Source organism: Methylobacterium frigidaeris, assembly GCF_022179185.1.
Classification (GTDB): domain Bacteria; phylum Pseudomonadota; class Alphaproteobacteria; order Rhizobiales; family Beijerinckiaceae; genus Methylobacterium; species Methylobacterium frigidaeris.
In genome coordinates, this window is sequence record NZ_BPQJ01000013.1 from 1 (window position 1) to 23,449 (window position 23,449).

Below are 23,449 nucleotides of genomic sequence, written 5' to 3' on the forward strand. Positions count from 1 at the left end.
CGCCGCACCTTCGAACGGACGCGTTCGAAGGTGCCAGGCAAGCCCGAACGGGCGCCGGCGCTGATGCGCCGGTCGCCTTCGCATCGACACGTCGATGCGAAGGCGCGAGGGTATCAGAGCGTCTGAACTGCGTTCGCGTGACCCCGCAGGACCAAAGAAGAAGCCCGGCCGCTCGTCGCGGGCCGGGCTTCTTGCTTGTCTCTCCGTCAGAGCTTCGTCACTTGTCGGTGCACAGCCCCGCCGCCGAGAGCCGGCGATGATGGCGCGGGTCGCAATCGGTGGCCAGGAACGAGGCCCACTCGGCCTTGGTGCCGTAGAAGGCGTTGCGGTCGACGTCGCCGCGCACGCCCGGCACTCGCCCGGTCGAGGTGAACTGCCACAGCATCCAGTCGCGGTTGACGTAGCGCTGCTCCGGCTCCGCGGCGGTGGAGCGGACCCAGTGCGGATAATCCGGCAGCTCGCCCTCCAGCACGTCCTTGTGGAAGGTGATGTCGGTGTAGATGATCGGCCGCTTGCCGGTATAGGCCTCCATCTCGCGGAGCATGTACTCGGTCATCGCGAGGGCCTGGGCCTTCGGCAGTTTTTTCGGGCAGAGCTGCGAGTGACCGTTCCACTCGACGTCGAGGACCGGGGGGAGGGCGGTCGGGTCGTTGGGGACGTTGCGCTTGAACCAGTCCATCTGGTCCTTGGCCGAGCGACACCAGAACACGAAGTGGTACGCGCCCCGGGGCACACCGGCCCGGCCGGCGCCGTCCCAGTTCTCGCGGAATCGCTCGTCGACGTGGTCGCCGCCCTCGGTCGCCTTGATGTAGGCGAACTGGGTGCCGGCGCCCTTCACCGACATCCAGTCGATCGGGCCCTGCCACTTCGAGACGTCGATGCCCTGGATCGGGTGGTTCTTGGCCCGGGCGACGCCCGGATGGGGCTTCACGTCGCCCTTGGTCGGGTAGAAATCGGCGCCTCCGCCGGCGCAGGCCGCCAGCGCGGCGAGGCTCGCCGCCGCCAGCGCGCGCTTGCCCCACAGGACGCCGCGCGACAACACGGTGGACCACGGGGTGGAGGGGATCGTCGACTCCATCGGCATCGGGGCGCGGCCTGACTTCACGCGGAACACTATGGCTATTCGATGCGGTGGGGCCGGTTAATGGAAGCTTGACGGGATCTGAACGGAATTCCGAAACGCGTGACGGAAAAGCCACGTAAGCCGGGCGCGGGGCTCGCCCCGGCCTCGTCCATCGGGCATAAGCCCCGGCCGGATCTGATGTTTGTCGGGGCGGAGCGTGGCCAAGGTTCTGTTTACCATCGGGTACGAAGGCGCCGATTCCGAGCGCTTCACCGCCGCCTTGCGCGATGCCGGCGTGGCGACCCTGGCCGATGTGCGGGCGGTGGCGGCCTCGCGCAAGCGCGGCTTCTCGAAGAGCGCGCTGGCGGCGGGCATGACCGAGGCCGGGATCGGTTACGCGCACCTGCGCAACCTCGGCACGCCGAAGGCCGGCCGCGAGGCGGCCCGCGCCCACGATGCCGGGCTGATGCGGCGGATCTACTGCGACGAGGTGCTGGAGACGCCCGCGGGCGAAGCCGCCCTCGACGAGCTGGCGGCGCTCGCCGCGGCCGGGCCGACCTGCCTGCTCTGCTTCGAGCGCGACCCGGAGCGCTGCCACCGGCGGGTCCTGAGCGAGCGGCTGGCGGGGAGGGGATTCGAGGTCGTGGACCTGTTCGCGTGAGGTGCGCTGGGGTCCCCACGCGATGACCGGCCGGTAGCGGACGTACAATCAGGCGGCGAGGGCGACCTCGGGACGGCAGGCCGCGACGCAGGCGCGGGCCAGCGCCTCCGTCGCATCGATGAGGCTCGCGCGCAGCGGGCCCTCCACCGTCGCGAGCGCCACCGGGATCTCGGTGCAAGCCATCACGACCGCTTGCATCCCCGCCGCGACCAGGGCCTCGGCCTCGCGGCGCAGGATCTCCGTCGCCTCGGACAGGTGCCCGGCCTTCACCAGCCGGATCGCGCGCGTCACCTCGTCCTGCCCGGCGGCGTCGGGAAGCCCGCACGCGTAGCCGCGCCGACCAAGGCGATCCTGATAGATCCTCGCCGCGACGGTGCCGCTGGTCGCCAAGACGCCGATGCGGGCATCCTTCGGCCCGGTGAGCTGATCGACCACCGCATCAACGATGTGCAGGATCGGCAGCGGCGTCTCGGCCTGCAGCGCGGCATGCCAGTGATGTGCCGTGTTGCAGGGAATGGCGATGCGGGTCGCGCCCGCCGCCTCCAGCCGGAGCAGGGTCTCGCGCAGGGCGGGCAGGGGATCCGGTCCCTCGCCGAGGATCGCGGCGGTGCGGTCGGGAATGTCGGCGGCCGAGCAGACGACCATCCGGATGTGGTCCTGATCACAGGATGCGGGCGTGTTCCGGACGACCTTGGCCATGAAATCGACCGTCGCCATCGGACCCATTCCGCCGAGAACACCGAGCATCGCGACCTCCTGTTGCCCGCGACGATGCGTGGCGCGAGGGGGCCGGGTCCAATGCCGTGTCAGTCCACCCCATTCGTGCCTTGCATAGTTTCGGCGGCGACCGTCGCGGCTGCCTGCCAGACCGCCGCGACCGCGGAGCGGCGATGCGCGGCGTTGCGGTAGAGCCGGATCTCGAGGGGCAAAGCCTCTCCCGTGACGGTCAGGCGGCCTTCGGCGAGGTCGCGGGCGACGAGGCTGCGGGGCAACCAGGCGAGCCCATGCCCCTCCAGCGCCATGAACTTCAGCGCTTCGGCCATCGCGTTCTCGTTGGTGTGGGCGATCACCGGCGGATCACCTCCGCTCCGCGATTGCGCGACGGCCGCCACCCGGCCGAGGAACGAGTTCCGCGCGTAGCTCAGGACGGGCAGGGCGGCGCCGGAATCGGGCAGGGCCGTGCTGCGCACCGCGATCAGGCTGTCCTCGCCGACCACGCGGTGCGGAAAGAGCGCGGGATCGAGCAGGATCCCGACGCTCGCGTGGTGGAAGGTCAGCAGGAAGTCGTAGCCGCCCTCGACCAGCGCCTGGAGGCAGGTGTGGAAATCGTCGGGCAGCAGGCGGCTGCCGAGCGGGCCGGTACACCCCTCGATCTGCCGGAACCAGCGCGGGAAGAAGCTGAGAGCCAGGGTGTGGAGCGCGGCGACCGCGACGGTCTGCGGGCCCGGCCGGACGCTGGCCCGCAGGGCGGCGCGGCTCTCGTGGAGCTGCCGCACGGTCTCCTCGGCGGTCTCGCGGAAGTCCCGGCCGGCCTGGGTGAGCGAGGTCGGGTAGGTGCTGCGGTCGATGAGGGCGACGCCGAGCCACGCTTCGAGGGCGCGGATGCGGCGGCTGAAGGCAGATTGCGTGACGTGACGCTCGTCGGCGGACCGCGAGAAGCTGCCCGTTCGCGCGAGGCTGATGAAATCCTCAAGCCACTTCAATTCCATGATCGCATCAGCCTAGGGCAGAGCCCGGCCGCCAGGCAATCGGGCGCGGCCGGGACGACGCGATCTCAGCCCTCGCCCACCCGCGGCATCGGCGCAGTGGCCTCGCCCGGCAGAGCCCGCAGCAGGCCGAGCCGTCGCCCGCGCCGTGCCGGCGAGCCCTCCGCGTGGGCGGCCTCGATGTTGCCGTAGAACTGGTCGGCACTCGCAGTCCAGGTGTGGCGCAGGGCCTCTGCGCGGCAGGCCTCGCGCGGGATCGTGAGCGCCGCGCGGGCCGCTGCGCCGAGGTCGGGATCGAGGATTCCGACCGTGGTACCGCCGACCACGTCGAGGGGGCCGGTCACCGGATAGGCCGCCACCGGCAGGCCGCTCGCCAGCGCCTCGAGCAGCACGATGCCGAAGGTGTCGGTCAGGCTCGGGAAGACGAACACGTCGGAGGCCGCGTAGACCTGGGCCAGGGCCTCGCCCGTCAGGGTGCCGAGGAAGCGCACCGTGGGGTCGATGCCGGCGAGCCGTGCCCGGTCTGGCCCGTCGCCGACGACGAGCTTGGTGCCGGGGAGATCGAGGCGCAGGAAGGCCTCGACGTTCTTCTCCACCGCGAGGCGCCCGACGAACAGGAAGAACGGGCGCGGCAGGCCGGCCAGCCTCGCGGGAGGTGCCTCCCCGTCGCGGGGACGAAACAGGTCGGTGTCGACGCCGCGGGTCCAGCGCATCAGCCGGGTGAAGCCGCGCCCGGCGAGGTCGCGCTCCAGGGAGGGGGTGCTCACCATCGTGCCGCTCGCGGCGCCGTGGAAGCGGCGCAGCCAGGCGTAGCTCCAGCGTTCCGGCACCGGCAAGCGGGCGGCGAGGTATTCGGGAAAGCGCGTGTGGTAGCTCGTGGTGAAGGGCCGCCCCTGCGCCAGGCAGACCCGGCGGGTGGCAAGCCCGATCGGACCCTCGGTGGCGATGTGGACGTGGGTCGGGGCGAGGCGCGGGAAGCGGGCCGCGACGCCCCGGGCGGTGACCAGGGAGAGCCGGATCTCGGGATAGCCCGGCAGCGGAACGCTGGCGAAGTCGAGGGGCGTCAGCATCACCGGGTCGTGGCCGCGCCGGCGCCCCGCCGCGACCATGTGCTCGAGCGAGCGGACGACGCCGTTGACCTGGGGGTGCCAGGCATCGGTCGCGACGAGGAGCCTCACGCGACGGCCCTGGCGCTGGGGGCCGAGGGAGCGGGGAGGGGGCTGCGGGCGGCGGGCGCCAGTTCCTCGACCGGGGAGACGGGGCGGCTGCGCGAGGCGAGGGGCTGTGCCGTCTCGGCGTGGGTACGCTTCCACTCTGCGAAGCGGATCACCTCCATCGTGCCATCGTAATGCTCGACGACCGCCGTGCAGGATTCGACCCAGTCGCCGGTGTTGAGATAGTGCATGTCGCCGACCATGCGGCTCGCCGCGTGGTGGATGTGGCCGCAGATCACCCCGTTCGCCTCGGCCCGGCGGGCCTCGGCGATCAGGAATTCCTCGAACCGGCCGATGAAGTTGACGGCGTTCTTCACCTTCAGCTTGGCCCAGGCCGACAGCGACCAGTAGGTCAGGCCGAGGCGCCGGCGCACCCAGTTGAGATGGGTGTTGATGAACAGGGCCGCCGTGTAGGCGCCGTCGCCGAGCAGCGCCAGCCAGCGGGCGTGGCGCACCACGAGGTCGAACTGGTCGCCGTGGATGACGAGGTAGCGCTTGCCGTCCGCCGCCTCGTGCAGCAGCTGATCCTGGATCTCGATGCCGCCGAAATGCATGTCGAGGAAGTCGCGCAGGAACTCGTCGTGGTTGCCCGGCACGTAGACCAGGCGAGACCCCTTGCGCACCTTCCGCAGCAGCTTCTGCACCACGTCGTTGTGCGATTGCGGCCAGTACCAGCCCGAGCGCAGCTTCCAGCCGTCGACGATGTCGCCGACCAGGTAGATCTCGTCCGCATCCACTTCCCGCAGGAAGTCGAGCAGCAGCTCGGCCTGGCAGCCCTTGGTCCCCAGGTGGATATCCGAGAGGAACAGGGTTCGCACGCGCAGCGCGTCGGCGTCCTCGGCCACGTGCAATCTCCTTGGCGGCGTCTCGCGCCAGCCAAACCCTATTCGCGTATCACTTTGATGACGCGGCCGTCGCACGCGGAACCTTGGCCGGCGACCAAGGCCGGAATTCGTTTGCGGAGGCTTAATCCACATCATGCGGAATGTGCAGGTCAGCCGCCCGCACCGGCCTCTACCTCGGCCGTGACGATTCGTGGTTCTGACACAGGGCCCCGCCGCCTCCCCGCGGCCGCGGCCACTCCCCCGATCCAAGAAAAGCGCCCCGCCCATGGCAGCCCCCCTCGTCGTCCCCGGCCGGTCGGTCACCGGATCTGGCGCGTCGGGTCGAGCGGCCGCCCGGCCCTATCTCGGCATCGGGCTGAAGGTGCTCTCGGCGCTCGCGTTCACGCTGATGTCCGCCGGCGTCAAGACGCTGGCCGACCGGTTCCCGACCGGCGAGATCGTGTTCTTCCGCTCCTTCATCGCGATCGCGCCGCTGCTGCTCTGGCTGCGCTGGCAGGGCGGCGTGATCGATGCGGTGCGCACGCAGAACCTCAAGGGGCACGTGCTGCGCAGCATCATCGGTGCCTGTGGCATGTTCGCTGGCTTCGCCGGCCTCTCCTTCCTGCCACTCTCCGATGCGGTGGCGATCGGCTACGCCTCGCCGCTCCTCGTGGTGGTGCTGGCCGCGATCGTGCTGCGCGAGCGGGTCCAGGCCTATCGCTGGGCCGGCGTCTCCGTCGGCTTCCTCGGCGTGCTGATCACGCTGGCGCCCCACCTCGAATTTGGCGGGACGGCGGGCAGCGGCGGCACCGGCGCCCTTTTCGCGATCCTGGCGGCAGGCTGCTCGGCGGCGGCGACGATCCAGGTGCGCAAGCTCACCGGCACCGAGCGCACCGGCGCCATCGTGCTCTACTTCTTCCTGTTCACCTCGCTCTTGGGCCTCTCCACGCTGGTCCTCGGCTGGCGGATGCCGGGCTGGTCCGACCTCGCGCTCTTCGTGGTCGTCGGGGTGCTCGGCGGCATCGGCCAGATCCTGCTCACCGAGAGCTACCGCCATGGCGACGCCTCGCTGGTCGCGCCCTTCGAGTACACCACCATGCTGTGGTCGGTGCTGATCGGCTGGTTCGTGTTCGGCCAGCTCCCGACGGCCTCGATCGCGGTGGGCGGCGGCATCGTGGCGGCGGCCGGCGTGTTCGTGGTCTGGCGCGAGCGGCGCCTGGTGGTGGAGCGGGCGCGCGAGGCGGCGGCCGGCGGGGCGCGGGCGGGCTAGAACGCGAGCCGTTGACGCCCGCGCTCGCTCGCCCTTACTCCGGGGGATCGTTGACCGGCCCGCAAGTCCCGGGCCCACCAGGGAAGCGCCCCATGCCCGCACGCCCCCGCCCGCATGAAGCGGACGCCCGCCCGTGAAGCCCGAGAGCGGGCACGCGGCCGTACCGGTGGATCTGCGCCTCTACGGCCTCCTCGATGTCGGGGTCTGCGGCGGCGACGCCGAGCACCTCGCCCGGATGGCGGCGGCGGCGGCGGCCGGGGGCTGCACCCTGCTGCAATACCGCGAGAAGACGATCGCGAATGCCCGTGAGACCGTGGCGCGGCTGCGCCGGATCCACGCGGCGCTGCAGGGCACCGGCGTGCCGCTCCTCATGAACGACCGGGTCGACCTGGCGCTCGCCGCCGGCGTCGAGGGCGTGCATCTCGGCCAGGAGGACCTGCACCCGGCCGACGCGAAGCGCCTCCTGCCCCGCGGCGCGATCGTCGGGCTCACCGTGAAGAATGCCGCCCAGGCCGACGAGCTCTACCGGCTGCCGGTGGATTACGCCTGCATCGGCGGCGTCTTTTCCACGACCAGCAAGGACAACCCCGACCCGCCGGTCGGCCTCGACGGGCTCAACCGCATCGTCTTCCGGGCGCGGCTCGCCCGCGGCGGCGGCCTGCCGGTCGGGGCGATCGCCGGGATCGACCGCAGCAACGCCGCCGCGACGATCGGGGCGGGGGCGGACGGGATCGCGTTGATCTCGGCGCTGTTCGGCTCCGGCCGCGACGTCGAGGCCCGGGCGCGCGACCTGCGCGCCGTGATCGACGGGGCGCTCGCCGCAAGAGGCTCGGCATGATCAGACTCGGCATGATCCGGCTCGGCATGATCGGAGACCGGGCATGATAGCCGTCACGGTCGCGGGCTCGGATTCCGGTGGCGGCGCCGGCATCCAGGCCGACCTCAAGACCTTCTCGGCGCTCGGCGTCTACGGCGCCAGCGTGATCACCGCGCTCACCGCCCAGAACACACGCGGCGTCCAGGCGATCCACGACGTCGATCCGGACTTCGTCGCGCGCCAGATCGAGAGCGTCTTCACCGACCTCGACGCGAAGGCGGTGAAGATCGGCATGCTGTCGCGGGCAGCCGTGATCGCCGCGGTGGCCGAGAACCTCGCCCGCCACGCCGCCGGCCTGCCCCTGGTGCTCGATCCCGTGATGGTGGCGACGAGCGGCGACCGGCTGCTCGCCGACGACGCCGTGGACGCGCTGCGCCGCAAGCTCCTGCCGCACGCCGCGGTGCTCACCCCGAACCTGCCGGAGGCGGCGGTGCTGCTGGGGGAGGGGATCGCCGGGAACGAGGCCGCGATGCTCGACCAGGGACGGCGCCTCCTGGCGCTCGGGCCCCGCGCGGTGCTGATGAAGGGCGGCCACGCGGCGGGCCCTTCGAGCGTCGACCTCCTGGTCGGTCCGGGCGACCGCATCTTGCGCCTCGAAGGCCCGCGCATCGCCACCCGCAACACCCACGGCACCGGCTGCACCCTGTCGGCGGCGCTCGCCGCCGGTCTCGCCCGCGGCCTGCCCCTGCCGGATGCCGCGCGGGCGGCCAAGGCGTATCTGAGCGCCGCGCTCGCGGCGTCGGAGCGATTGCGGGTCGGGCACGGCAACGGGCCGGTGCACCACTTCCACGCCTGGTGGACCTGACGCGTCATCCCGCCGGAATCGGCCTGCGCGGCCGCATGGACCCTTGCGCAGTCCCGGCGATTGCGTTTGATGGAGCGTACGGGCGTTCGGATTGCGGAACGCTGCGCGGTGATCCAGTGGGGTTCAAGGGCGGGCGATGGGCGTCGAGCGGGGGCGGGAGCGCACCAAGGACCTGGTGACCGGGGCACAGGTGCTGTCGGGGCAGCTCGGCAAGACCATCCAGCGCCTGCGCAAGGCCTACAACCTGTCGCTCTCGGAACTGGCCGAGCAGTCCGGCGTCGCGAAGTCGATCATCAGCCAGATCGAGCGCAACGAGACCAATCCGACCCTGGCGACGATCTGGCGCCTGAGCCAGGCCCTCGACGTCTCGATCGAGCGGGTGCTCGCCACTGGCGACGAAGAGCCGTTCATCGAGAAGTCGTCCCGGGCCGACACGCCGATCCTGGTCTCCGACGACGGCCGGATGCGGCTCGCGATCATCGGCTGGATCAAGACCGTCGAGTGGCTGCAATGGTACGACCTCTCGGCCGATCCCGGCGGGGTGCTCGATTCCGATGCGCACCAGCGCGGCTCGGTCGAGTGCCTGTCGGTCACCGAGGGCGAGTTCGAGGTCGACGTGGCCGGCGCGGTGCAGCGGGCCCGGGCCGGCGAGACCCTGCGCTACCGCTGCGACCGGCCCCACACCGTGCGCTGCATCAGCGAGGGGGCGGGGCGGGCCTTCATGGTGGTGATCATGAAGGCGGCGGTGATGGAGTGAGGGCCTGAGGGCTCAGGCAGCCCGGCCCATCCTTGCGGCTCGCCGTGGAATGCCGTGTTCAACCGGGCCTGTCCCTCCGCGATCCCGGCGACTCCGATGTTCACGGTCCTCATGCAAGTCTCCGGCTCCACTCTTCAACTCACGACCTCACCCTGAGGCGCCGGAGCGAAGCGGAGGCCTCGACGGAGGGCTCCGGTAATCAAGCAGACTTCTGAAGCCTGCTTCGAGGCCGCGCGAACTTTGATCGCCCGGCACCTCGGGACAAGGCCGTGGAGGAAGAGAGGAATGCGGCTCGCTCGTGGTGGGAAGGAGCGACCTCACCCCCCGGCGTTGATCCACCGCACCATGTCGGCCAGCACCAGCGACAAGGCCCGGTCGAGGCCGTTGGCGGCCACCGGGGCGGTCACCCCCGCCACCGGGACCCGGGCCTGGAACACCTTGGCCGCCACCACCGTGCCGGTGCTCTCCTGGATCAGCTTGGCCGACAGGTCGACCACCGCCTCGCGGGTGCCGGCGTTGATGTCGAAGGCGCGCAGCTCGGTGATCAGCACCGTGTCGGCCGCGACCTTGTCGCCGGGCCGGCTGACGGATTTCAGCCGGTTGGCGTTCTCGAGGCTCTGGATCAGCCGGGTCTGGACCAGCCGCGGCAGCCGGTCGGCCCATTGGCCGCCGCCGAGGTAGGACACCGCGCCGCCGGGCTCGCGCACGATGATCCGGTCGGCCTCGAAGGGCTGGAGCCCGACCGGCTCCGCCACGACGATCGATCGCCGGGCCGCGCCGCTGCGGGCCGCGCCCGGCAGGGCGGTGAGGTCGAAGGTGGTCGGCACCGCACCGCTGCCGCAGGCGCCGAGGACAAGCGCCAGGCCGGCGGCCAGGAAGCCGGGAGCGCGACGCGGGGAGGGGACCGGGAGGAGCATGGGAGCGGGCGGACCGGAAGGCGGGACCGGGACGGGCCCGGAAGCTTGACCAGAGATGGACCGACAACGCCCGGCCGGGCGTGCGGGTGCAACCGCCGCGAGGCCGCACTGCAACATGATCAGCGACCGTTGTATTCGGGCAACGACGGCTTGCCGCCGAAGATCACCTGGGACGGGTCGCGCTCGATGTTGCGCACGGCGCTGTTGAGGCTGTTGAGGGTGCGTTGGCCGTCGGTCGCGAGGGTCTGCACCTCGCGCCGGCCCGTGCCGCTGAGGCGGCTGACGCTCTGCGTCAGGGTGGCGGTGCGCTTGTCGAGGTTCTCCGACATGGTGCGGAAGGCCCGGCCCGCCTCGCGGATCGAGATCGCGGCATCGCGCACCTCCGTAAAGGTGCTCTTGCCGGCGTCGCCGGAGGCGGAGCCGAGGAATCCCTCGGCGCCCTTCAGCACCGCGTCGAGCCGGTCGGCGGAGGCGTTGAGCTTGCCCGCCAGCGTCCGCGCGTCGTGCACCCCGGCCTGGACGTCCGGCGAGGCGGCGGCGAGCGCGGCCGAGAACTTGTCGGCGTTGTCGATGAGGCTCGCCAGCTTGCGGCCGTCCACCGCCTTCGTCAGGGCGTCGAGGGCTGGCGCGCTGTCGCCCAGCGTCTTCGAGAAGCGCTCGACATTGGCGAGCGTGCGGTTGATCGCGCCCTCGTTGCCGGCGACCACCCGGTCGAGGCGCTGCAGCATGTCGTCGGCGCGCTGCGCGATGGTGCGCGCTGCCGCCATCAGGTCCTGGATGTCGGAGGCGTCGGCGAAGATGGTCGGAATCGGATCGTTGTTGGTCGGCGTCAGCGGGGCCGCGTCGGCGCTGCCGCCGACGAGGGCGATCGAGGCGACGCCGGTCAGCATCGTCATGTCGAGACGCGCGCGGGTGTCGGCGCGCAGAGGCGTGCCGCGGGCGACCTCGATGATCGCCGTCACCCGGCGCGGGTCCTGCGGCAGCAGCCGCACATCGGTCGCCTCGCCGACCCGGATGCCGTTGAAGGTGACGACCGCCCCCTTGGCCAGCCCCCCGACGCCGCCCGAGAACACGATGCGCACCGGCATCCGGGCCTGGTCCGCGGAGCTGCCGCGCAGCCAGAACGCGAAGGCGAAGCCGAGCGCGATCACCGCCAGCGTGAAGGCACCGATCAGGACGTTGTTGGCGCGGGTTTCCATGCCTTAACGGTTTCCGTGCTCGTGCGGGGCGGGGGGCGGACGAACCGCCCGGGGGGCATGGCCTAACATGCCAAGCTTAGGTGAGGCCGGATGGCCGACGGGTGTGGGAGCGCACATCAGGCGACTCCCTCCACAAGCCCGCGAGATGAAACGGCGTCCGGCGAGTGAGGCCCTTGCGGCACCACGATCGAGCGGGCGCGCTTGCCGTGGAAGTAGGAGCGCAGCCACGGGTGATCGGAGGCCAGCATCGCGTCGATCGGCCCCTCGGCGATGATCTGCCCGTCGCCGAGGGCCGCGATGCGGTCGCAGGCCGTGTAGAGACTGTCGAGGTCGTGGGTGACCATGAACACGGTCAGCCCGAGCGTGCGCTGGAGCGTCGCCACCAGTTCGTCGAACTCGCCGGCGCCGATCGGGTCGAGGCCGGAGGTCGGCTCGTCGAGGAACAGCACCTCGGGGTCGAGGGCCAGCGCCCGGGCCAGGGCCGCGCGCTTGATCATGCCGCCGGAGAGCTCGGAGGGCAGCTTGTCGGCGGCGTCGGGCTTCAGGCCGACCATCTCGATCTTGAGCCGGGCGAACTCGTCGAGCAGGCGCTCGGAGAGCTTCAGGTGCTCGCGCATCGGCACCTGGATGTTCTGCTTGACGGTGAGCGCCGAGAACAACGCCCCCTGCTGGAACAGCACGCCCCAGCGCCGCTCGATCACCCGGCGCTGGGCGAGCGTCAGGCGGTCGACGTCCTCGCCGAAGACCTCGATCGTGCCGGAGCGCTTCGGCACCAGGCCGAGCAGGGTGCGGGTCAGAACCGACTTGCCCTGCCCCGAGGGCCCGACGAAGCCCAGGATCTCGCCCCGGCGGATGTCGAGGTCGAGGCCCTTCAGCACCGTGCGGTCGCCGAAGGCGACCACGAGGTCGCGCACGCGGATGATCGCGTCGCGGCCCGGAGGCGCAGGGTGGGTGGGAGCTGGGATCGCCAAGGGTCGGAGCCGCCTCGCTCAGAAATCGATGGCCGCGAAGAACACCGCGAAGAGTCCATCGAGGACGATGACCATGAAGATTGACTTGACGACTGAGGCGGTGACGTGGCGGCCGAGCGACTCGGCCGAACCCTCGACCATGAAGCCCTCGACCGAGGCGATGATCCCGATGATGAGCGCCATGAATGGCGCTTTGATCAACCCGATGGCGAGGTGGCGGAAGCCGATCGCGTTCTGGAGCCGGAACGTGAACGCCTCGAGCGACAGGCCGCCGTAGAGGAACGAGGTCAGCGCGCCGCCGGCGAGCGCCGCGAGGTCGGCCAGGAAGGCGAGCAGCGGCAGGGCAAGCATCAGGGCGATGATGCGCGGGACGATCAGGATCTCGATCGGATCGAGGCCCATGACGCGCAGGGCGTCGACCTCCTCGCGCATGCGCATCGAGCCGATCTCCGCCGTGAAGGCCGAGCCGGAGCGCCCCGCCACCATGATCGAGGTGAGCAGCACCCCGAGCTCGCGCAGGGTCAGGATGCCGATCATGTTGACGACGTAGGTCTGGGCTCCGAAGCGCTGGAGCTGGATGATGCCTTGCTGGGTGACGATGCAGCCGACCAGGAACGAGATCAGCATGATGATCGGCGCGCCGCGCAGCGCGATCTGCTCGACCTGGTTGACCAGCGCCGGCCCGCGGAAGCTGCGCGGCCGGGCGAGCACCCGCAGGCAGCCCGCCACCACCTCGCCGAGGAAGGAGAGCCCGGCCAAGCCCTCGCGGCCGAGGCTGCGCACCCCCGATCCCAGGCTCGCGACCGGATCGAGGGGATGGAAGCGCCGGCGGCGCGACGGCGGCAGGGCCTCGCGGTAGGCGACCTCGCGCAGAAGGATCAGGTGCTCGGGCGCGGCACCGGCATAGGCCGTGCCGGGGGCGAGGCGGGCCCGGGTCCGCTCCAGCACCCAGGCGCCGAGCGTGTCGAGGCGGGCAAGGCCCGAGAGATCGATGATCAGGGGGCCGCCGGCGGCCAGCATCTCGGCTGCCGCGGCCTCGACGGCGGGGGCCTGGTCGGCGGTCCAGCGGCCGGCGAGGCGCGCGGCGACGCCGTCACGCACGCGCTCGACCGCGACGCGGGCCGGATCGGCCCCCCGCGTGATGGGTGCGGTCGGCACGGGCCGGCCTCCCTCGTTCGCCCAAGAAATCCCCTCGGGCCGGTCCTATACCCCGTCATGCTAACAATTCGCAAACCATGGGCCGAGCGCCGCAACTCAGCGTCGAGCGGCGCGCGATGCGGCGAGGGTCAGGGCGAGGCCGCATCCGGCCACCGGCAGCATCAGCCCGAAGGCGAGGGGCCCGCCGCCGGCCCGGTACGCCGCCCCGCTCGCCAGGGTGGCGGTGGCCGAGGCGAGGGCGGCGCAGGCCGCGTAGGTCCCTTGCGCGGCGCCGCGCCCGCCCTCGGGGGCGAGCCGCGACAGGGCCGCCATGGCGCCGAGCTGCGTCGCCCCGAAGGTCAGGCCGTGCAGGGCCTGCAGCGGCAGGACGAGAGCGGGCAGGCCGGCGGCCGCGACCAGCCCGGCCCAGCGCAGGAGGGCGGCCGCCGCCCCGAGCCCGAGAAGCCGGAACGGCGCGTCGCGTAAGCCCGGGATCCGGCCGGCGAGGGCGAAGAACGCGATCTCGGCGACGACGCCGAGGGCCCAGGCGAAGCCGGTCGTCGCCGGCGCCAGGCCGAGGCTGCCCCAATGGATGGAGCCGAAGGCGTAGACCGCCGCGTGGCTCGCCTGGATCGCCGCGCCCGCCGCGATGGCGAGCCACAGGGCGGGCGGCAGGCGCACCCGCCCGGTCGCGCGAGGGCCCGGGCGAGCGCCGTCCGCCCGGCGGAGCAGGAAGGCTGCGCCGCAGGCCGAGGCGAGTTCCAGGCCGGCGAGGAACCCCGTGATGCTGCCGGTGCCGACGAGTCCGAGGAGCCAGCCGCCGAGGAGGCTCGCGGCCAGGAAGCCGAGCGAGCCGCCGAGCCGGATCCGGGCGTAGTCGAGGCCCGGCCCGCGCCGCACCGCGGCGAGGCTCTGGTAGTCGAGGCAAGGCACCAGGGGCGCCCCGGCGACGGCGTTGAGGATGATCACGCCGGCGAGGACGGGCCAGCCGAGGGAGGCCGCCGCCGGCATCAGCGCGTAGGTGGCGGCGAGACCGAGGCTGCCGGCGACCATGAGGGTACGCGCCGGGACTCCGCGGTCGATCAGCCCGACGAGGGGCGCCGTGACGGCGATCCTGACGAGGATCGGCAAGGCCACCAGGCCCCCGATCAGCTCCGGCCCGAGGCCGAGGCCGGACAGCCAGAGCGGCAGGAACGGCATCGCCACGCCGATTCCGGCGAACACCGCCGCGTAGAGCAGGGCGAGGCGCGGGCCGTCGCCGAGGGAGAACGGGGGAGGCGGCACGGGGACCCTGTGGCGGGGAAGGCCGGGGAGCAGACCGAATCAGTCCGTCCCGAGCGGGCCTGGCGTAAGCCGCCGTTAACGCCGGGATGTCAAGCGTAATCAACGATACGCCCGAGCGGGCGCCGCCGCGCCGTACGCTCGGAGCGGCGATGACAGGGCAGGTGAGATGGCCGGGACCCCTTCGCTCCCCGCACAGCGGGAGGAGTACGACGTCATCGAGGGCGCGATGCTGGAGACGGCCCGGGGGCGCTGGTTCCTGGGCGAGTACGCGAGGCGCAACCGTTCCGCCGATACCGACGTGCTGCTCCAGGCGATCGGCCGGCTCGAGAGCGCGGTGATCGGCGAGCGCGGTCCCTCCGGGATGGACCGCCTGCGCTTCGACCTGATCGAGATGGCCAAGGCGATCAGCCGCACCAAGTCCGAGATCGCGGCGATCCACACCCCCGACCAGGACCAGAGCCAGCTCGGCGCCGCGTCCGAGGCCCTCGACGGCATCGTGCGCACCACCGAGCGCGCCACCTCCGACATCCTCCAGGCCGCCGAGGAGGTGCAGGAGGTCGCCTGGACCCTGCGCGAGACCGGGGCCGACAGCCGCGTCTGCGATCGCCTCGACCAGAACGCGACCCAGATCTATACTGCCTGCTCGTTCCAGGACCTGACGGCGCAGCGCACCAGCCGCATCGTCAACACCCTGCGCTACCTCGAGCAGCGCCTGACCGCGATGATCGAGATCTGGGCCAGCGAGGACGATCCGCCGGCACCGGCCTCGAACCGGACCGAGGTGCCGGAGACCACCCTGGACCAGGACGACGTCGACCAGATCGTGGCGACGGGCCAGGAAAGGGCGAAGGACGAGGAGCCGGTACGGGAAGGGGAGACGGCACCGGCGCCCCGCTTGCGCCTGGTCGAGCCGGCCATGATCGAGGACGACATCGCCTTCGTGCCGGTTCGCGACGAAGCCGCGGTCGCCGGCGACGCGGTGGCGCTGGAGGATGCCTTCGCGGAGATCGACGACCTCGCCCTCGACGAGAAGCTCGCCCGCTTCACCTGAGAGGAGCGGCGTCCGGGCGCGGGACGCCCGCCCTCGCGGCGCCAAAATCGCGTCGCAGGGAGCCCGCCTCCCTCCACCCTCACGCCAGACCCCGACGCTGCCTCGTGATGTCCCTGCACCTCCTCAAGCTCTGCGTCGGCTGCGAGTCCATCGCCGACCTCGAGGAGTGGATCGCCGCCCGGCGGGCCGAATCGGCGCGCCAGGGCCGCCCGCACGAGCAGGCTCACATCACCCGCATGGTGCCCAAGCGCGGCGACGAGATCGTCGGCACGGGCTCGCTCTACTGGGTGATCCGCGGCCTGATCGCCTGCCGCCAGCCTGTGCTGGCGATCCGCCCCTTCACCGACACGGAGGGGGTCGGCCGCTGCCGCCTCGTCCTCGATCCGGAGGTCACCCCGGTCGAGCCCCGCCCGTGCCGGCCGTTCCAGGGCTGGCGCTACCTCGCCGCCGCAGATGCCCCGCGGGACATCTCCCGCCACGCCGCCGGCGATCTCGCGGCGATGCCGGAGACGATGCGGCGGGAGTTGGCGGCTCTGGGCCTCCTCTGACGACGTAGCCCGCAGGCGCTCTCGGCAGCGATCTCAGCGCCCGCAGACACCCGCTTCGAGCGTCCGGACGATCCAGGCGTCGCGGCCCTCCTTCGCCTTGGCCGCCGCGGCATCGATCTGGTCGGACAGGGTGGTCGGAACCGGCACGGTGACGAGGATCCGCGTCGTGTCCTGGGCCGGATCGTAGACGAGGGTCGTGATCTGCGCGGCGAAGCTGCGCAGGGCCGTCTGCTTCTGCGGCAGCGACAGGCTGCCGTCGCGGTCGATCACCGGGCAGTCGGACGCCACCGCGTGGTCGATGATCGCCCCGTTCGACAGACCCTCGCCGCGCAGGCGCTGCACCGCGGCGCGAAGGTCGCGGCTCGCACCGGCGCCAGCGCTCGGCGTGACGATGGCCTCGAACGGCGGCCCGTCCGGTGCCGCCTTTCCGCTGCCGGGGCATGCGAGGCCGTCGGCAACGGCTGGCCAGGCCGCGAGGACCGGTAGACCGGCCAGAGCCAGGGAGAGGAGGCGGGATGGGACGCTCATGACATCTCCTCGCTCGATGGGACGGACCGCGGCGGTCACGGGAGTCGCGTCGAGGGCGACGGGTCGGCCGGCGGCCTTCGCTCCGTTCATCTCATGGTCGAAGAACGTATCCGTACCCCTGACTTTGCGCCCGGGGAGCATGAAATTCCCGTCATGCAACTGAGGACCGACGATACTTTGCGTCATGCTCAAGGAGTGTCGAAGCAGAACGGCGGGGGGCCGAACGGAAGAAGGCCTCCTCCCGTCCTGCGGGACCGGAGGAGGCCTTCTTCGCATCGCATCGCCCGGCGTCCCGGAACTCACGCCCCTTCGAAGCGCCCGCTGGCATGGGCCAGCATCGTGTAGACCTTGCCGCTCTCCGAGGTGAGGTAGGCGTTGGCCCTGCGCGGGTCCTTGTCGGTGCGGGAGACCTCGCCGAGCAGGCGCTCGAACTCCCGCACGTAGTGGTCGACGGTCCGGCGGAAATCCGGCTCGGCGCGGTAGCGGCGGCGGATCTCGTCGAAGGTCTGCTGCCCCTCCGCCGTGTAGAGGCGGCGGGTGAACAGCTCCGTCTCACCGCGCCGGTAGCGCTCCCAAAGGTCCACCGCGGAAGCGTGCTCGATCATCCGGGCGATGTTGCTGGAGATCGAGTCGATCGCCGCCGCGCCGGCCCGGTCGGGATCGGCGCCTTGACCGGTCCTGGCAGGGCCTTGGCCGGTGCTGGCGCCGCCTTGACCGGCCTTGGCATTGTCCTGCCCGGACTTGGCCGCGGCCTTGCCGGTCGCCGGCACCTGATCCTCGTCCTCCTGCGAGGCGCGGGTGAGCAGGTCGGAGAGCCAGCCGCCGGACCCGGCGCGGGGGAGGACGGCGTCGCGCCGCGCCTCGCCGGCGGGCCGGTTCGCGGCCTGCGGCGCGGCTGGGCGAACCGTCCCCTGAGCCGGTACCGGCTGGGCCGGACGAACCGGGGCCACGGTCTGGGCAGGCTGGGCCGGAGCCTGGGCCGCTGGCTTCGGCGCCGACGGCTTGGCGGCCTGCACCGAAGCTTGCGTCGGGGCCGGCTGCGCCGGAGCCTGCGGCTTCTGGGCTGCGGGTGCCGAGACCGCCGGGGCGGGGCGGCCGCCTTCCACGGCGCGAGGCTGCGCCGAGGGCTGCGCGACGTCGACCGCGCGGGGCGAGCGCTGGACCAGGGCCGAGAGCTCGTTCAGGGCCTTGATCTGCTCGGCCACCACCCGGCGCATCTCGCCGGTAGCGTCCTGCGCCTCCTGCGGGATGCTGACCACGCCGCGCTGCAGGTCGCCGCGGATCTCCTCCAGGGTCCGGCGGATCTCGGTCGCCATGCCGCGCATGGACTCCACCGTGCCCTGGAAGCGTTCGGCGGCGTCGCCGAAGGCCTCGCGCATCTCGCCCGAGGCACCCGCCACCGCCTGGCGGACCGATTCGGCCGCCCGCTCGCCCTCCTGGCCGGTACCGGCGCGCAGGCGCTCGAACGCCTCCGTCACGGCGCTGCCGGCCTGGCGGGCACTGGTCTCGATCTCGCGGCCCAGCGCCTGGGTGCGGGCCTCGATCGTCTTCAGCGTCGCCTCGACCCGGGCGCCGACACCCTCCGTGGCGGCGGCGAGCGCCGCCGAGCGGGCATCGATGCTGCCGAGCAGGGCGTCGATCTCGGCCTGGCGCTCGCCGAGCGACGCGTTGACCCGGCCCTCGGCGCCCTCCAGCGCTCCGGCGGCCGCCGTGAGGTCGCCGAGATGCTGGCGGGCGGTCTCGGTCAGGGCCTTGCCGCGGGCGTCGAGCGTCGCGGCGAGGCCGGCGGCCTGGCGCAAGGCACCTGTCGCCGCACCCTGGAGCGCACCGACCTGTTCGGCGACCCGGTCGGACGCCTTGCCCGTCTCCGCCGCGATCTCGGCGAGCGCCGCCTGGATCTCCTGCACCCGGCCGGACAGCCCGCCCTCGATCGCCGACAGGTTCTCGCCGGACTTGCCGATGAGGTCCTGGAGGGCGCCGCAGGCGGCCTCGATGCGGCCGATCAGTCCGCCGAGTTCGCCGCCGAGGCGCTGGTTGACCTGGGTCAGGGCCTCGACCGCCCGGGCCGCGCCCTGGTCGGCCGCCCGGCGCAGGGTCTCGGCCGCCTCGGAGGACAGGGCCGCCAGCGTCTGGGCCCGTTCGCCGAGCGCCGCCACCGCGCCGCCCATCCCCTCGGTCACCACCCGCTCCAGCGCCTCGCTGCGCTGGGCCAGCACCGCCACCAGCTCGCTGCCGGGGCCCTCGACCAGGTCGCGCAGCTGCGCCACGTGGCGGTCGAGTCCCTCGACCGTCTGGCCGCTCGCCGTCAGCGCCGCCACCAGGGCGCCGCCGCGCTGGTCGAGGGTCCGCTGCAGCGAGGCGGTCGTCGCCTCGAGGGTCTGGCTCAAGGTGCCGCCGCGCTCGTCGACGATCTGGCGCAGGGTCTCGACCCGCTCGGCGAGGCCGCGATTCAGCTCAGCCCCTCGCCCGTCGATGGCCTGGGTCAGGTCGCGGGCGGTCTCGGCCAGCGCCCGGGTGAGGGTGGTGCCGCGCTGGTCGATCAGCGCCGCGAAGGCCGCCGCACGGCGGTCGAAGCCCGAGCTGAGCTGGGCGCTGCGCTCGTCCACCGCCGCGGCCAGCGCCGCGGAGCGCTCGTCCATGGCGCCGTGCAGGCTCGCGACCCGCTCGTCGAGGGCCGCCGTGAGCGCCGCCGTGCGGGCATCGACCAGGGCCGCGTAGGCGTCGCTGCGGTCGTCGAAGGCGTCGGCCAGGGCTTCGCCCCGGGCCGCCACCAGGGCCGCGAAGGCGCGCATCCGGCCGTCGATCCGGGCCGTGAAAGCGGCGCTGCGCTCGTCGACGCTGCCCGACAGGGCCTCGGTGCGGGCCTGCATCAGGGCGGCGAGCTCCGCCGCCTTGGCGTCGACCAGCATCCCGAAGGCCGCGGCGCGCTCCTCGACGGTGCCGCCGAGGACCTCGATGCTCGCCCGCAGGCGCTCGGCCACCGCCTCGCCGCCAGCATCGAGCTGCTGTGCCAGAGCCTCGACCTGACCGCCGAGCACCGCGTCGAGGGCGGCGCGGCTGCGCTCGAGGGCCGTCGACAGCTCGGCCGCCCGGGCATCGAGCAGGGCGGCCAGCGCCGCGCCGCGGCCGTCGAAGGTCTCGGCGAGGTCGCTGTTGCGCGAGTCGAGCAGGCCGGCCAGCGCGTCGCCGCCGCTGCGGATCGTGGCGGCGAGCACGTCGATGCGCTCCTGCACCCGGCGGGCCAGGACGTCGCCGGCACCGGTGAGCTCGGCCAGCGCCCGCTGACGGCCGTCGATCAGCCGCACCAGGTTGCCGCCGCCCTGCTCGATCGTGCCGGCAATGGCCGCCTCGCGCTCGCGCAGCAGGGCCGCCAGCGCCTCGACACGCTCGGTGAGGGTGTGGGCGAGCGCCGTCCGGTGTCCGTCGAGGGCGTCGCCGAGGCCGGCCTGGCGCTCGGCCAGGATCCCGGAGACCGCCTCGGCACTGCGCGACACGGCGTCGCCGAGCGTCGCGACGCGGGATTCGAGCAGGCCGGCGGCCTCCTCGCCCCGGGCCGCGATCAGGCCCGCCAGGGCCTCGCCGCGATGGCCGAGGCTGGTCTCGAGCGCCTGCGCCCGGGCCTCGATCAGGCCGTCGAGGTCGCGGAGGGCCGCCTCGATCCGGCCCGACAGGCTGGTGCCGCCGGTCTGCGCCGCCCGGGCGAAGTCCTCGGCACGGGCATCGAGCATCCCGGCGAGCGCCTGAGCGCGAGCCTCCACCGCCTCCGCGAAGGCCGCGCCGCGGCTCTCGACCAGGTGGTCGAGGGCGGCGAGGCGCTCGTCGAACAGGCGCCCGAGGGCGTGGGTGCGCTGGTCCACCGTGCCGACCGCCTGGCCGACGCGCTCCTCGAGCGTCGCGGCCAGGATGTCGCCGCCCTCGGCCAGCATGCCGCGCAGGGCCCCGACCCGGTCGTCCAGCACGGCGCCGAGGGCGCCGGCCTGGTCGTCGAGGAGCTGGCGCACCGCGCCGGCGCGCTGCTCCAGCGCGTCGTGCAGGGCGCGAATCCGGTCGTCGAGGCCGGCATGGAGCGCCGCCGACTGGCCGTCGAGGAGACCGCGCAGCGACGCAACCTGCTCGTCCAGCAGGGTAGCGAGCGCCGTGCCGCGGTCGCCCATGGCCGCTCCGAGACGGCCCGAGCCCTCGGCGAGGACCCGGTCGGCCTCCTCGATCGTGTCGCGGAGCGCGCCGAGCACGGCCTCGCCGCGCTTGCCGATGAGGTCGGAGAGGGCGGTGCCGCCGCGGTCGAACAGTCGCGCCAGCTCGGTCATGCGGCCGGCGAGCGACCCGAACATCGCCCGGCCGCGCTCGTCGATCTCCTGCGCCATGGCGGCGGTGCGCTCATCGACGAGGCGCGCCAGGGTCTCGGTGCGGCCCTCGAAGGCGGCGCGGATCGCCTCGGCCTGGGCGGCGAGGTCGCGGCTCGCATCGCCGCTGTGGGTCTCCACGAAGGTGACGAGCTCGCGGGTGCGGGCGCCGAGTTCCTCGTCGAGGCCGCGGGTGCGGCTCTCGATCAGGCGTAGGGCCTCCTCGGCCTTCGCGCCGAAGGTCTCGTCGACGATGCGGCCGCGCTCGTCCAGGGCCTGGGCCAGGCCTTCGAGGCGGGCGATGACCCGCTCGTCGAATCGGGCAGCACCGGCATCGAGGGAGCGGGTCAGCTCCTCGGTGCGGCGGCCGAGCTCGTCGCCGATCTCGCTCACCCGGGCAGTCAGCGTATCGCTCATCGCCTGGCTGCGGGCGGTGATGGCGCGGGCGAGCTCGTCGGCGCGGCCGTCGAGGGCCTGAGCGACCTCGCGGCCGCCCTCGGCCATCACCCGGGCCATCTCGCCGGCCCGCACGATCAGGGCCTCGTTCAGCGCCGTGGCGCGGGCGCCGATATGCTGGTCGACATGGGCCACCATGGTGCTGAAGGTGGCGCCGATCTCGGCGGTGCGCTTGGCCGAGCGGTCCTCGAGCGCGCCGAGCTGGGCCTCGACGGCCTCCCGGGCCTCGCGGGTGCGCTCCGCGATGGTCTCCGCCACGGCGCGGCCCTGGACCGTGATGAGGCGGTCCATCTCCTCGAGGCGGCCGGAGACGCTCTCGGTGAGGTCGTGGGTGTCGCGTGAGATGCGGTCGGCCAGGATGTCGCCGCGGGCGATCGCGTCTTGAAGCGCCGCGAGGCGGTTGGTCAGCACCTGGTCGATGGCGCGGCCGCCATTCTCGGCGGCGCTGGCCAGCGCCGCGCCGGTCTTGTCGAGGGCGTCGTTGACCCGGGCGCCCTGGTTCGCCACCGCCACGACGATGTCGCGGCCGGTCGCGGCGAGGCGGGTATGGGTCTCCTCGGCGTGCCGGCCGATCAGGTCGGTCAGCGCGCGGCCGTGCCCGTCGAAGGCGGTCCCGACCTCGACGAGGCGGGTGTCGAGGGCACCGGTGGCGGATTCTGCCGCCAGGGCGAGGGCTGCGGATACGTCCTCGGCCTGGCGCGCCAGGTGCTCGACGGCGCCGCGCAGGGTCGCGTCGGTGGCGTGCGTGCGCTCGGCCACCAGGCGGCCGGCCTCCTCGGCCGCCCGCGCGAAGGCGGTCGTCGCCGCGAGGGTCCGCTCGTCGAGGGCGCCGGTCGCCGTCTCGGCCGCACGGCCGATCGCGATCGCCGCCTCCTCGGCCCGGCCCGCAAGGCCCACCACCGCACCGTGCAGCGCCGTGTCGGCCTCGCCGGCCCGCGCCCCGATCAGCTGCGCCGCCTCCTCCGCCACTCGGGCGAAGGACGACGCCGCCTCGGCCAGCCGCGCCTGCAGCGCGCCCGTGGCCTCCTCGGCGCCCTGGCGGAACGCCTCGACGCTCTCCGCCGTGCGCGCGCCCACCGCGCCCGTCGCCGTCTCGGCGGCGCGGCGCAGAACTTCTGCGGCTTCCTCCGCCCGCACGCCCAGCTCGCCGGTCGTCGCGGTCGTGGCCTGCCGGAACAGCTCGGCCGCGGCCTGGCTGCGGGCGTCGAGCTCGGCGCCGGTGGTCTCAAGCGTGCGCCGGAAGATGTGCGCGACCTCGACCGTGCGGGTGCCGAGCGCGCCGGTCGCCTGCTCGGCGGCGCGGCGCATGATCTCGGCGGCTTCCTGCGAGCGGCCCTGCAGCGCGTCGCCGACCGTGTCGGCCGAGGCGGTGAGGGCGGCGGCTGCGGCTTCCGCGCGCTCGGCGAGACCCGCGAGGGCGGTGCGCAGGGAGGCGTCGGCGGTCTCGGTGCGCTCGCCGATCAGGCGGCTCGCCTCCTCGGCAGCGGCCACGAAGGCCGTGGCGGCCGAGGCCGTACGGCCGTCGAGGGCGCCGGTGGCGGACTCCGCAGCCAGCGCGATGGCGGCGGCGACATCCTCGGCCTGGCGCGTCAGGTGCTCGACCGCGCCACGCAGGGTCGCGTCGGTGGTCTCGGTGCGCTCGGCCACCAGGCGCCCGGCTTCCTCCGCGGCGCGCGCGAAGGCCGAGGCCGCCGCGAGCGTGCGCGCGTCGAAGTGGCCGGTCGCCTGCTCGGCGGCGGCGGAGATCGCGGCGGCCACGTCCTCGGCCCGCTCGGCCAAGCCGTCGACGGCACCCCGCAGGGTTGCATCAGCTGCACTCGCGCGCTCGGCCACCAAGC

At 73.1% G+C, this 23,449-nt stretch carries 19 protein-coding genes; 7 read left to right on the forward strand and 12 right to left on the reverse strand.

Annotated elements, in window-relative coordinates:
• Positions 1 to 217 precede the first annotated feature (217 nt).
• Positions 218 to 1,078: a glycoside hydrolase family 25 protein gene (locus MFF64_RS15035; protein ID WP_099901215.1), complete on the reverse strand. Its 861-nt coding sequence runs from the start codon at positions 1,076 to 1,078 to the stop codon at positions 218 to 220.
• A gap of 202 nt (positions 1,079 to 1,280) precedes the next feature.
• On the opposite strand from MFF64_RS15035, the gene MFF64_RS15040 reads away from it, so the two are divergent.
• A complete protein-coding gene (locus MFF64_RS15040; protein ID WP_238191362.1) occupies positions 1,281 to 1,724 on the forward strand; it encodes a DUF488 domain-containing protein in 444 nt (147 codons plus the stop codon).
• Positions 1,725 to 1,772: 48 nt separating this feature from the next.
• On the opposite strand, the gene cuyB is transcribed toward MFF64_RS15040, so the two are convergent.
• The 4 genes from cuyB to MFF64_RS15060 all read right to left on the reverse strand — a co-directional run bounded on the left by cuyB (position 1,773) and on the right by MFF64_RS15060 (position 5,489).
• Positions 1,773 to 2,471: a cysteate racemase gene (gene cuyB / locus MFF64_RS15045; RefSeq protein ID WP_238191365.1), complete on the reverse strand. Its 699-nt coding sequence runs from the start codon at positions 2,469 to 2,471 to the stop codon at positions 1,773 to 1,775.
• 59 nt (positions 2,472 to 2,530) lie between these two features.
• Complete coding sequence (locus tag MFF64_RS15050) at positions 2,531 to 3,433, reverse strand: LysR family transcriptional regulator (RefSeq protein ID WP_238191367.1); 903 nt, start codon at positions 3,431 to 3,433, stop codon at positions 2,531 to 2,533.
• 65 nt (positions 3,434 to 3,498) lie between these two features.
• On the reverse strand, positions 3,499 to 4,608 hold the full coding sequence (locus tag MFF64_RS15055) for a glycosyltransferase family 4 protein (RefSeq protein ID WP_099902173.1): 1,110 nt from the start codon (positions 4,606 to 4,608) through the stop codon (positions 3,499 to 3,501).
• Positions 4,605 to 5,489 (reverse strand): UDP-2,3-diacylglucosamine diphosphatase, encoded by an 885-nt coding sequence (locus MFF64_RS15060; protein ID WP_238191369.1) that lies wholly within the window; start codon positions 5,487 to 5,489, stop codon positions 4,605 to 4,607. Before MFF64_RS15060 ends, MFF64_RS15055 begins: the two co-directional genes overlap by 4 nt.
• 265 nt (positions 5,490 to 5,754) lie before the next feature.
• Here MFF64_RS15060 and MFF64_RS15065 point away from each other — a divergent pair, with 265 nt between their 5' ends.
• The 4 genes from MFF64_RS15065 to MFF64_RS15080 all read left to right on the forward strand — a co-directional run bounded on the left by MFF64_RS15065 (position 5,755) and on the right by MFF64_RS15080 (position 9,177).
• Positions 5,755 to 6,738 carry a DMT family transporter gene (locus tag MFF64_RS15065; RefSeq protein ID WP_238191371.1) on the forward strand — a complete coding sequence of 328 codons (984 nt, stop codon included), beginning with the start codon at positions 5,755 to 5,757 and terminating at the stop codon, positions 6,736 to 6,738.
• A 133-nt stretch (positions 6,739 to 6,871) separates the two neighbouring features.
• Entirely contained in the window at positions 6,872 to 7,576 is a 705-nt protein-coding gene (locus MFF64_RS15070) for a thiamine phosphate synthase (RefSeq protein ID WP_099907218.1), read from the forward strand.
• A gap of 43 nt (positions 7,577 to 7,619) precedes the next feature.
• A complete protein-coding gene (gene thiD, locus MFF64_RS15075; RefSeq protein WP_099907219.1) occupies positions 7,620 to 8,420 on the forward strand; it encodes a bifunctional hydroxymethylpyrimidine kinase/phosphomethylpyrimidine kinase in 801 nt (266 codons plus the stop codon).
• Between the two features lie 136 nt (positions 8,421 to 8,556).
• On the forward strand, positions 8,557 to 9,177 hold the full coding sequence (locus tag MFF64_RS15080) for a helix-turn-helix domain-containing protein (protein WP_099907220.1): 621 nt from the start codon (positions 8,557 to 8,559) through the stop codon (positions 9,175 to 9,177).
• Between the two features lie 317 nt (positions 9,178 to 9,494).
• Here the strand turns inward: MFF64_RS15080 and MFF64_RS15085 are convergent, their stop codons facing one another.
• From MFF64_RS15085 to MFF64_RS15105, 5 genes are all read right to left on the reverse strand, one after another.
• The gene (locus tag MFF64_RS15085) at positions 9,495 to 10,094 is read right to left on the reverse strand and encodes an ABC-type transport auxiliary lipoprotein family protein (RefSeq protein ID WP_099907222.1); all 600 of its coding nucleotides are present in this window, start codon (positions 10,092 to 10,094) and stop codon (positions 9,495 to 9,497) included.
• Positions 10,095 to 10,213: 119 nt separating this feature from the next.
• Positions 10,214 to 11,293 carry an MlaD family protein gene (locus tag MFF64_RS15090; protein WP_099907224.1) on the reverse strand — a complete coding sequence of 360 codons (1,080 nt, stop codon included), beginning with the start codon at positions 11,291 to 11,293 and terminating at the stop codon, positions 10,214 to 10,216.
• A 116-nt stretch (positions 11,294 to 11,409) separates the two neighbouring features.
• The gene (locus MFF64_RS15095) at positions 11,410 to 12,207 is read right to left on the reverse strand and encodes an ABC transporter ATP-binding protein (RefSeq protein ID WP_238191374.1); all 798 of its coding nucleotides are present in this window, start codon (positions 12,205 to 12,207) and stop codon (positions 11,410 to 11,412) included.
• A 75-nt stretch (positions 12,208 to 12,282) separates the two neighbouring features.
• Positions 12,283 to 13,365, reverse strand: a complete 1,083-nt coding sequence (locus MFF64_RS15100; protein ID WP_238191477.1) for an MlaE family ABC transporter permease — start codon at positions 13,363 to 13,365, stop codon at positions 12,283 to 12,285.
• Between the two features lie 153 nt (positions 13,366 to 13,518).
• Positions 13,519 to 14,685 (reverse strand): MFS transporter, encoded by a 1,167-nt coding sequence (locus MFF64_RS15105; RefSeq protein WP_165795848.1) that lies wholly within the window; start codon positions 14,683 to 14,685, stop codon positions 13,519 to 13,521.
• A 166-nt stretch (positions 14,686 to 14,851) separates the two neighbouring features.
• On the opposite strand from MFF64_RS15105, the gene MFF64_RS15110 reads away from it, so the two are divergent.
• Complete coding sequence (locus tag MFF64_RS15110; protein WP_238191376.1) at positions 14,852 to 15,736, forward strand: hypothetical protein; 885 nt, start codon at positions 14,852 to 14,854, stop codon at positions 15,734 to 15,736.
• 107 nt (positions 15,737 to 15,843) lie between these two features.
• Complete coding sequence (locus MFF64_RS15115; RefSeq protein WP_099902422.1) at positions 15,844 to 16,284, forward strand: DUF1489 family protein; 441 nt, start codon at positions 15,844 to 15,846, stop codon at positions 16,282 to 16,284.
• Between the two features lie 33 nt (positions 16,285 to 16,317).
• Here the strand turns inward: MFF64_RS15115 and MFF64_RS15120 are convergent, their stop codons facing one another.
• Positions 16,318 to 16,812: a hypothetical protein gene (locus MFF64_RS15120; protein ID WP_133123416.1), complete on the reverse strand. Its 495-nt coding sequence runs from the start codon at positions 16,810 to 16,812 to the stop codon at positions 16,318 to 16,320.
• 299 nt (positions 16,813 to 17,111) lie between these two features.
• Positions 17,112 to 23,390: an apolipoprotein A-IV repeat region-like domain-containing protein gene (locus tag MFF64_RS15125; protein ID WP_238191378.1), complete on the reverse strand. Its 6,279-nt coding sequence runs from the start codon at positions 23,388 to 23,390 to the stop codon at positions 17,112 to 17,114.
• Positions 23,391 to 23,449 lie beyond the last annotated feature (59 nt).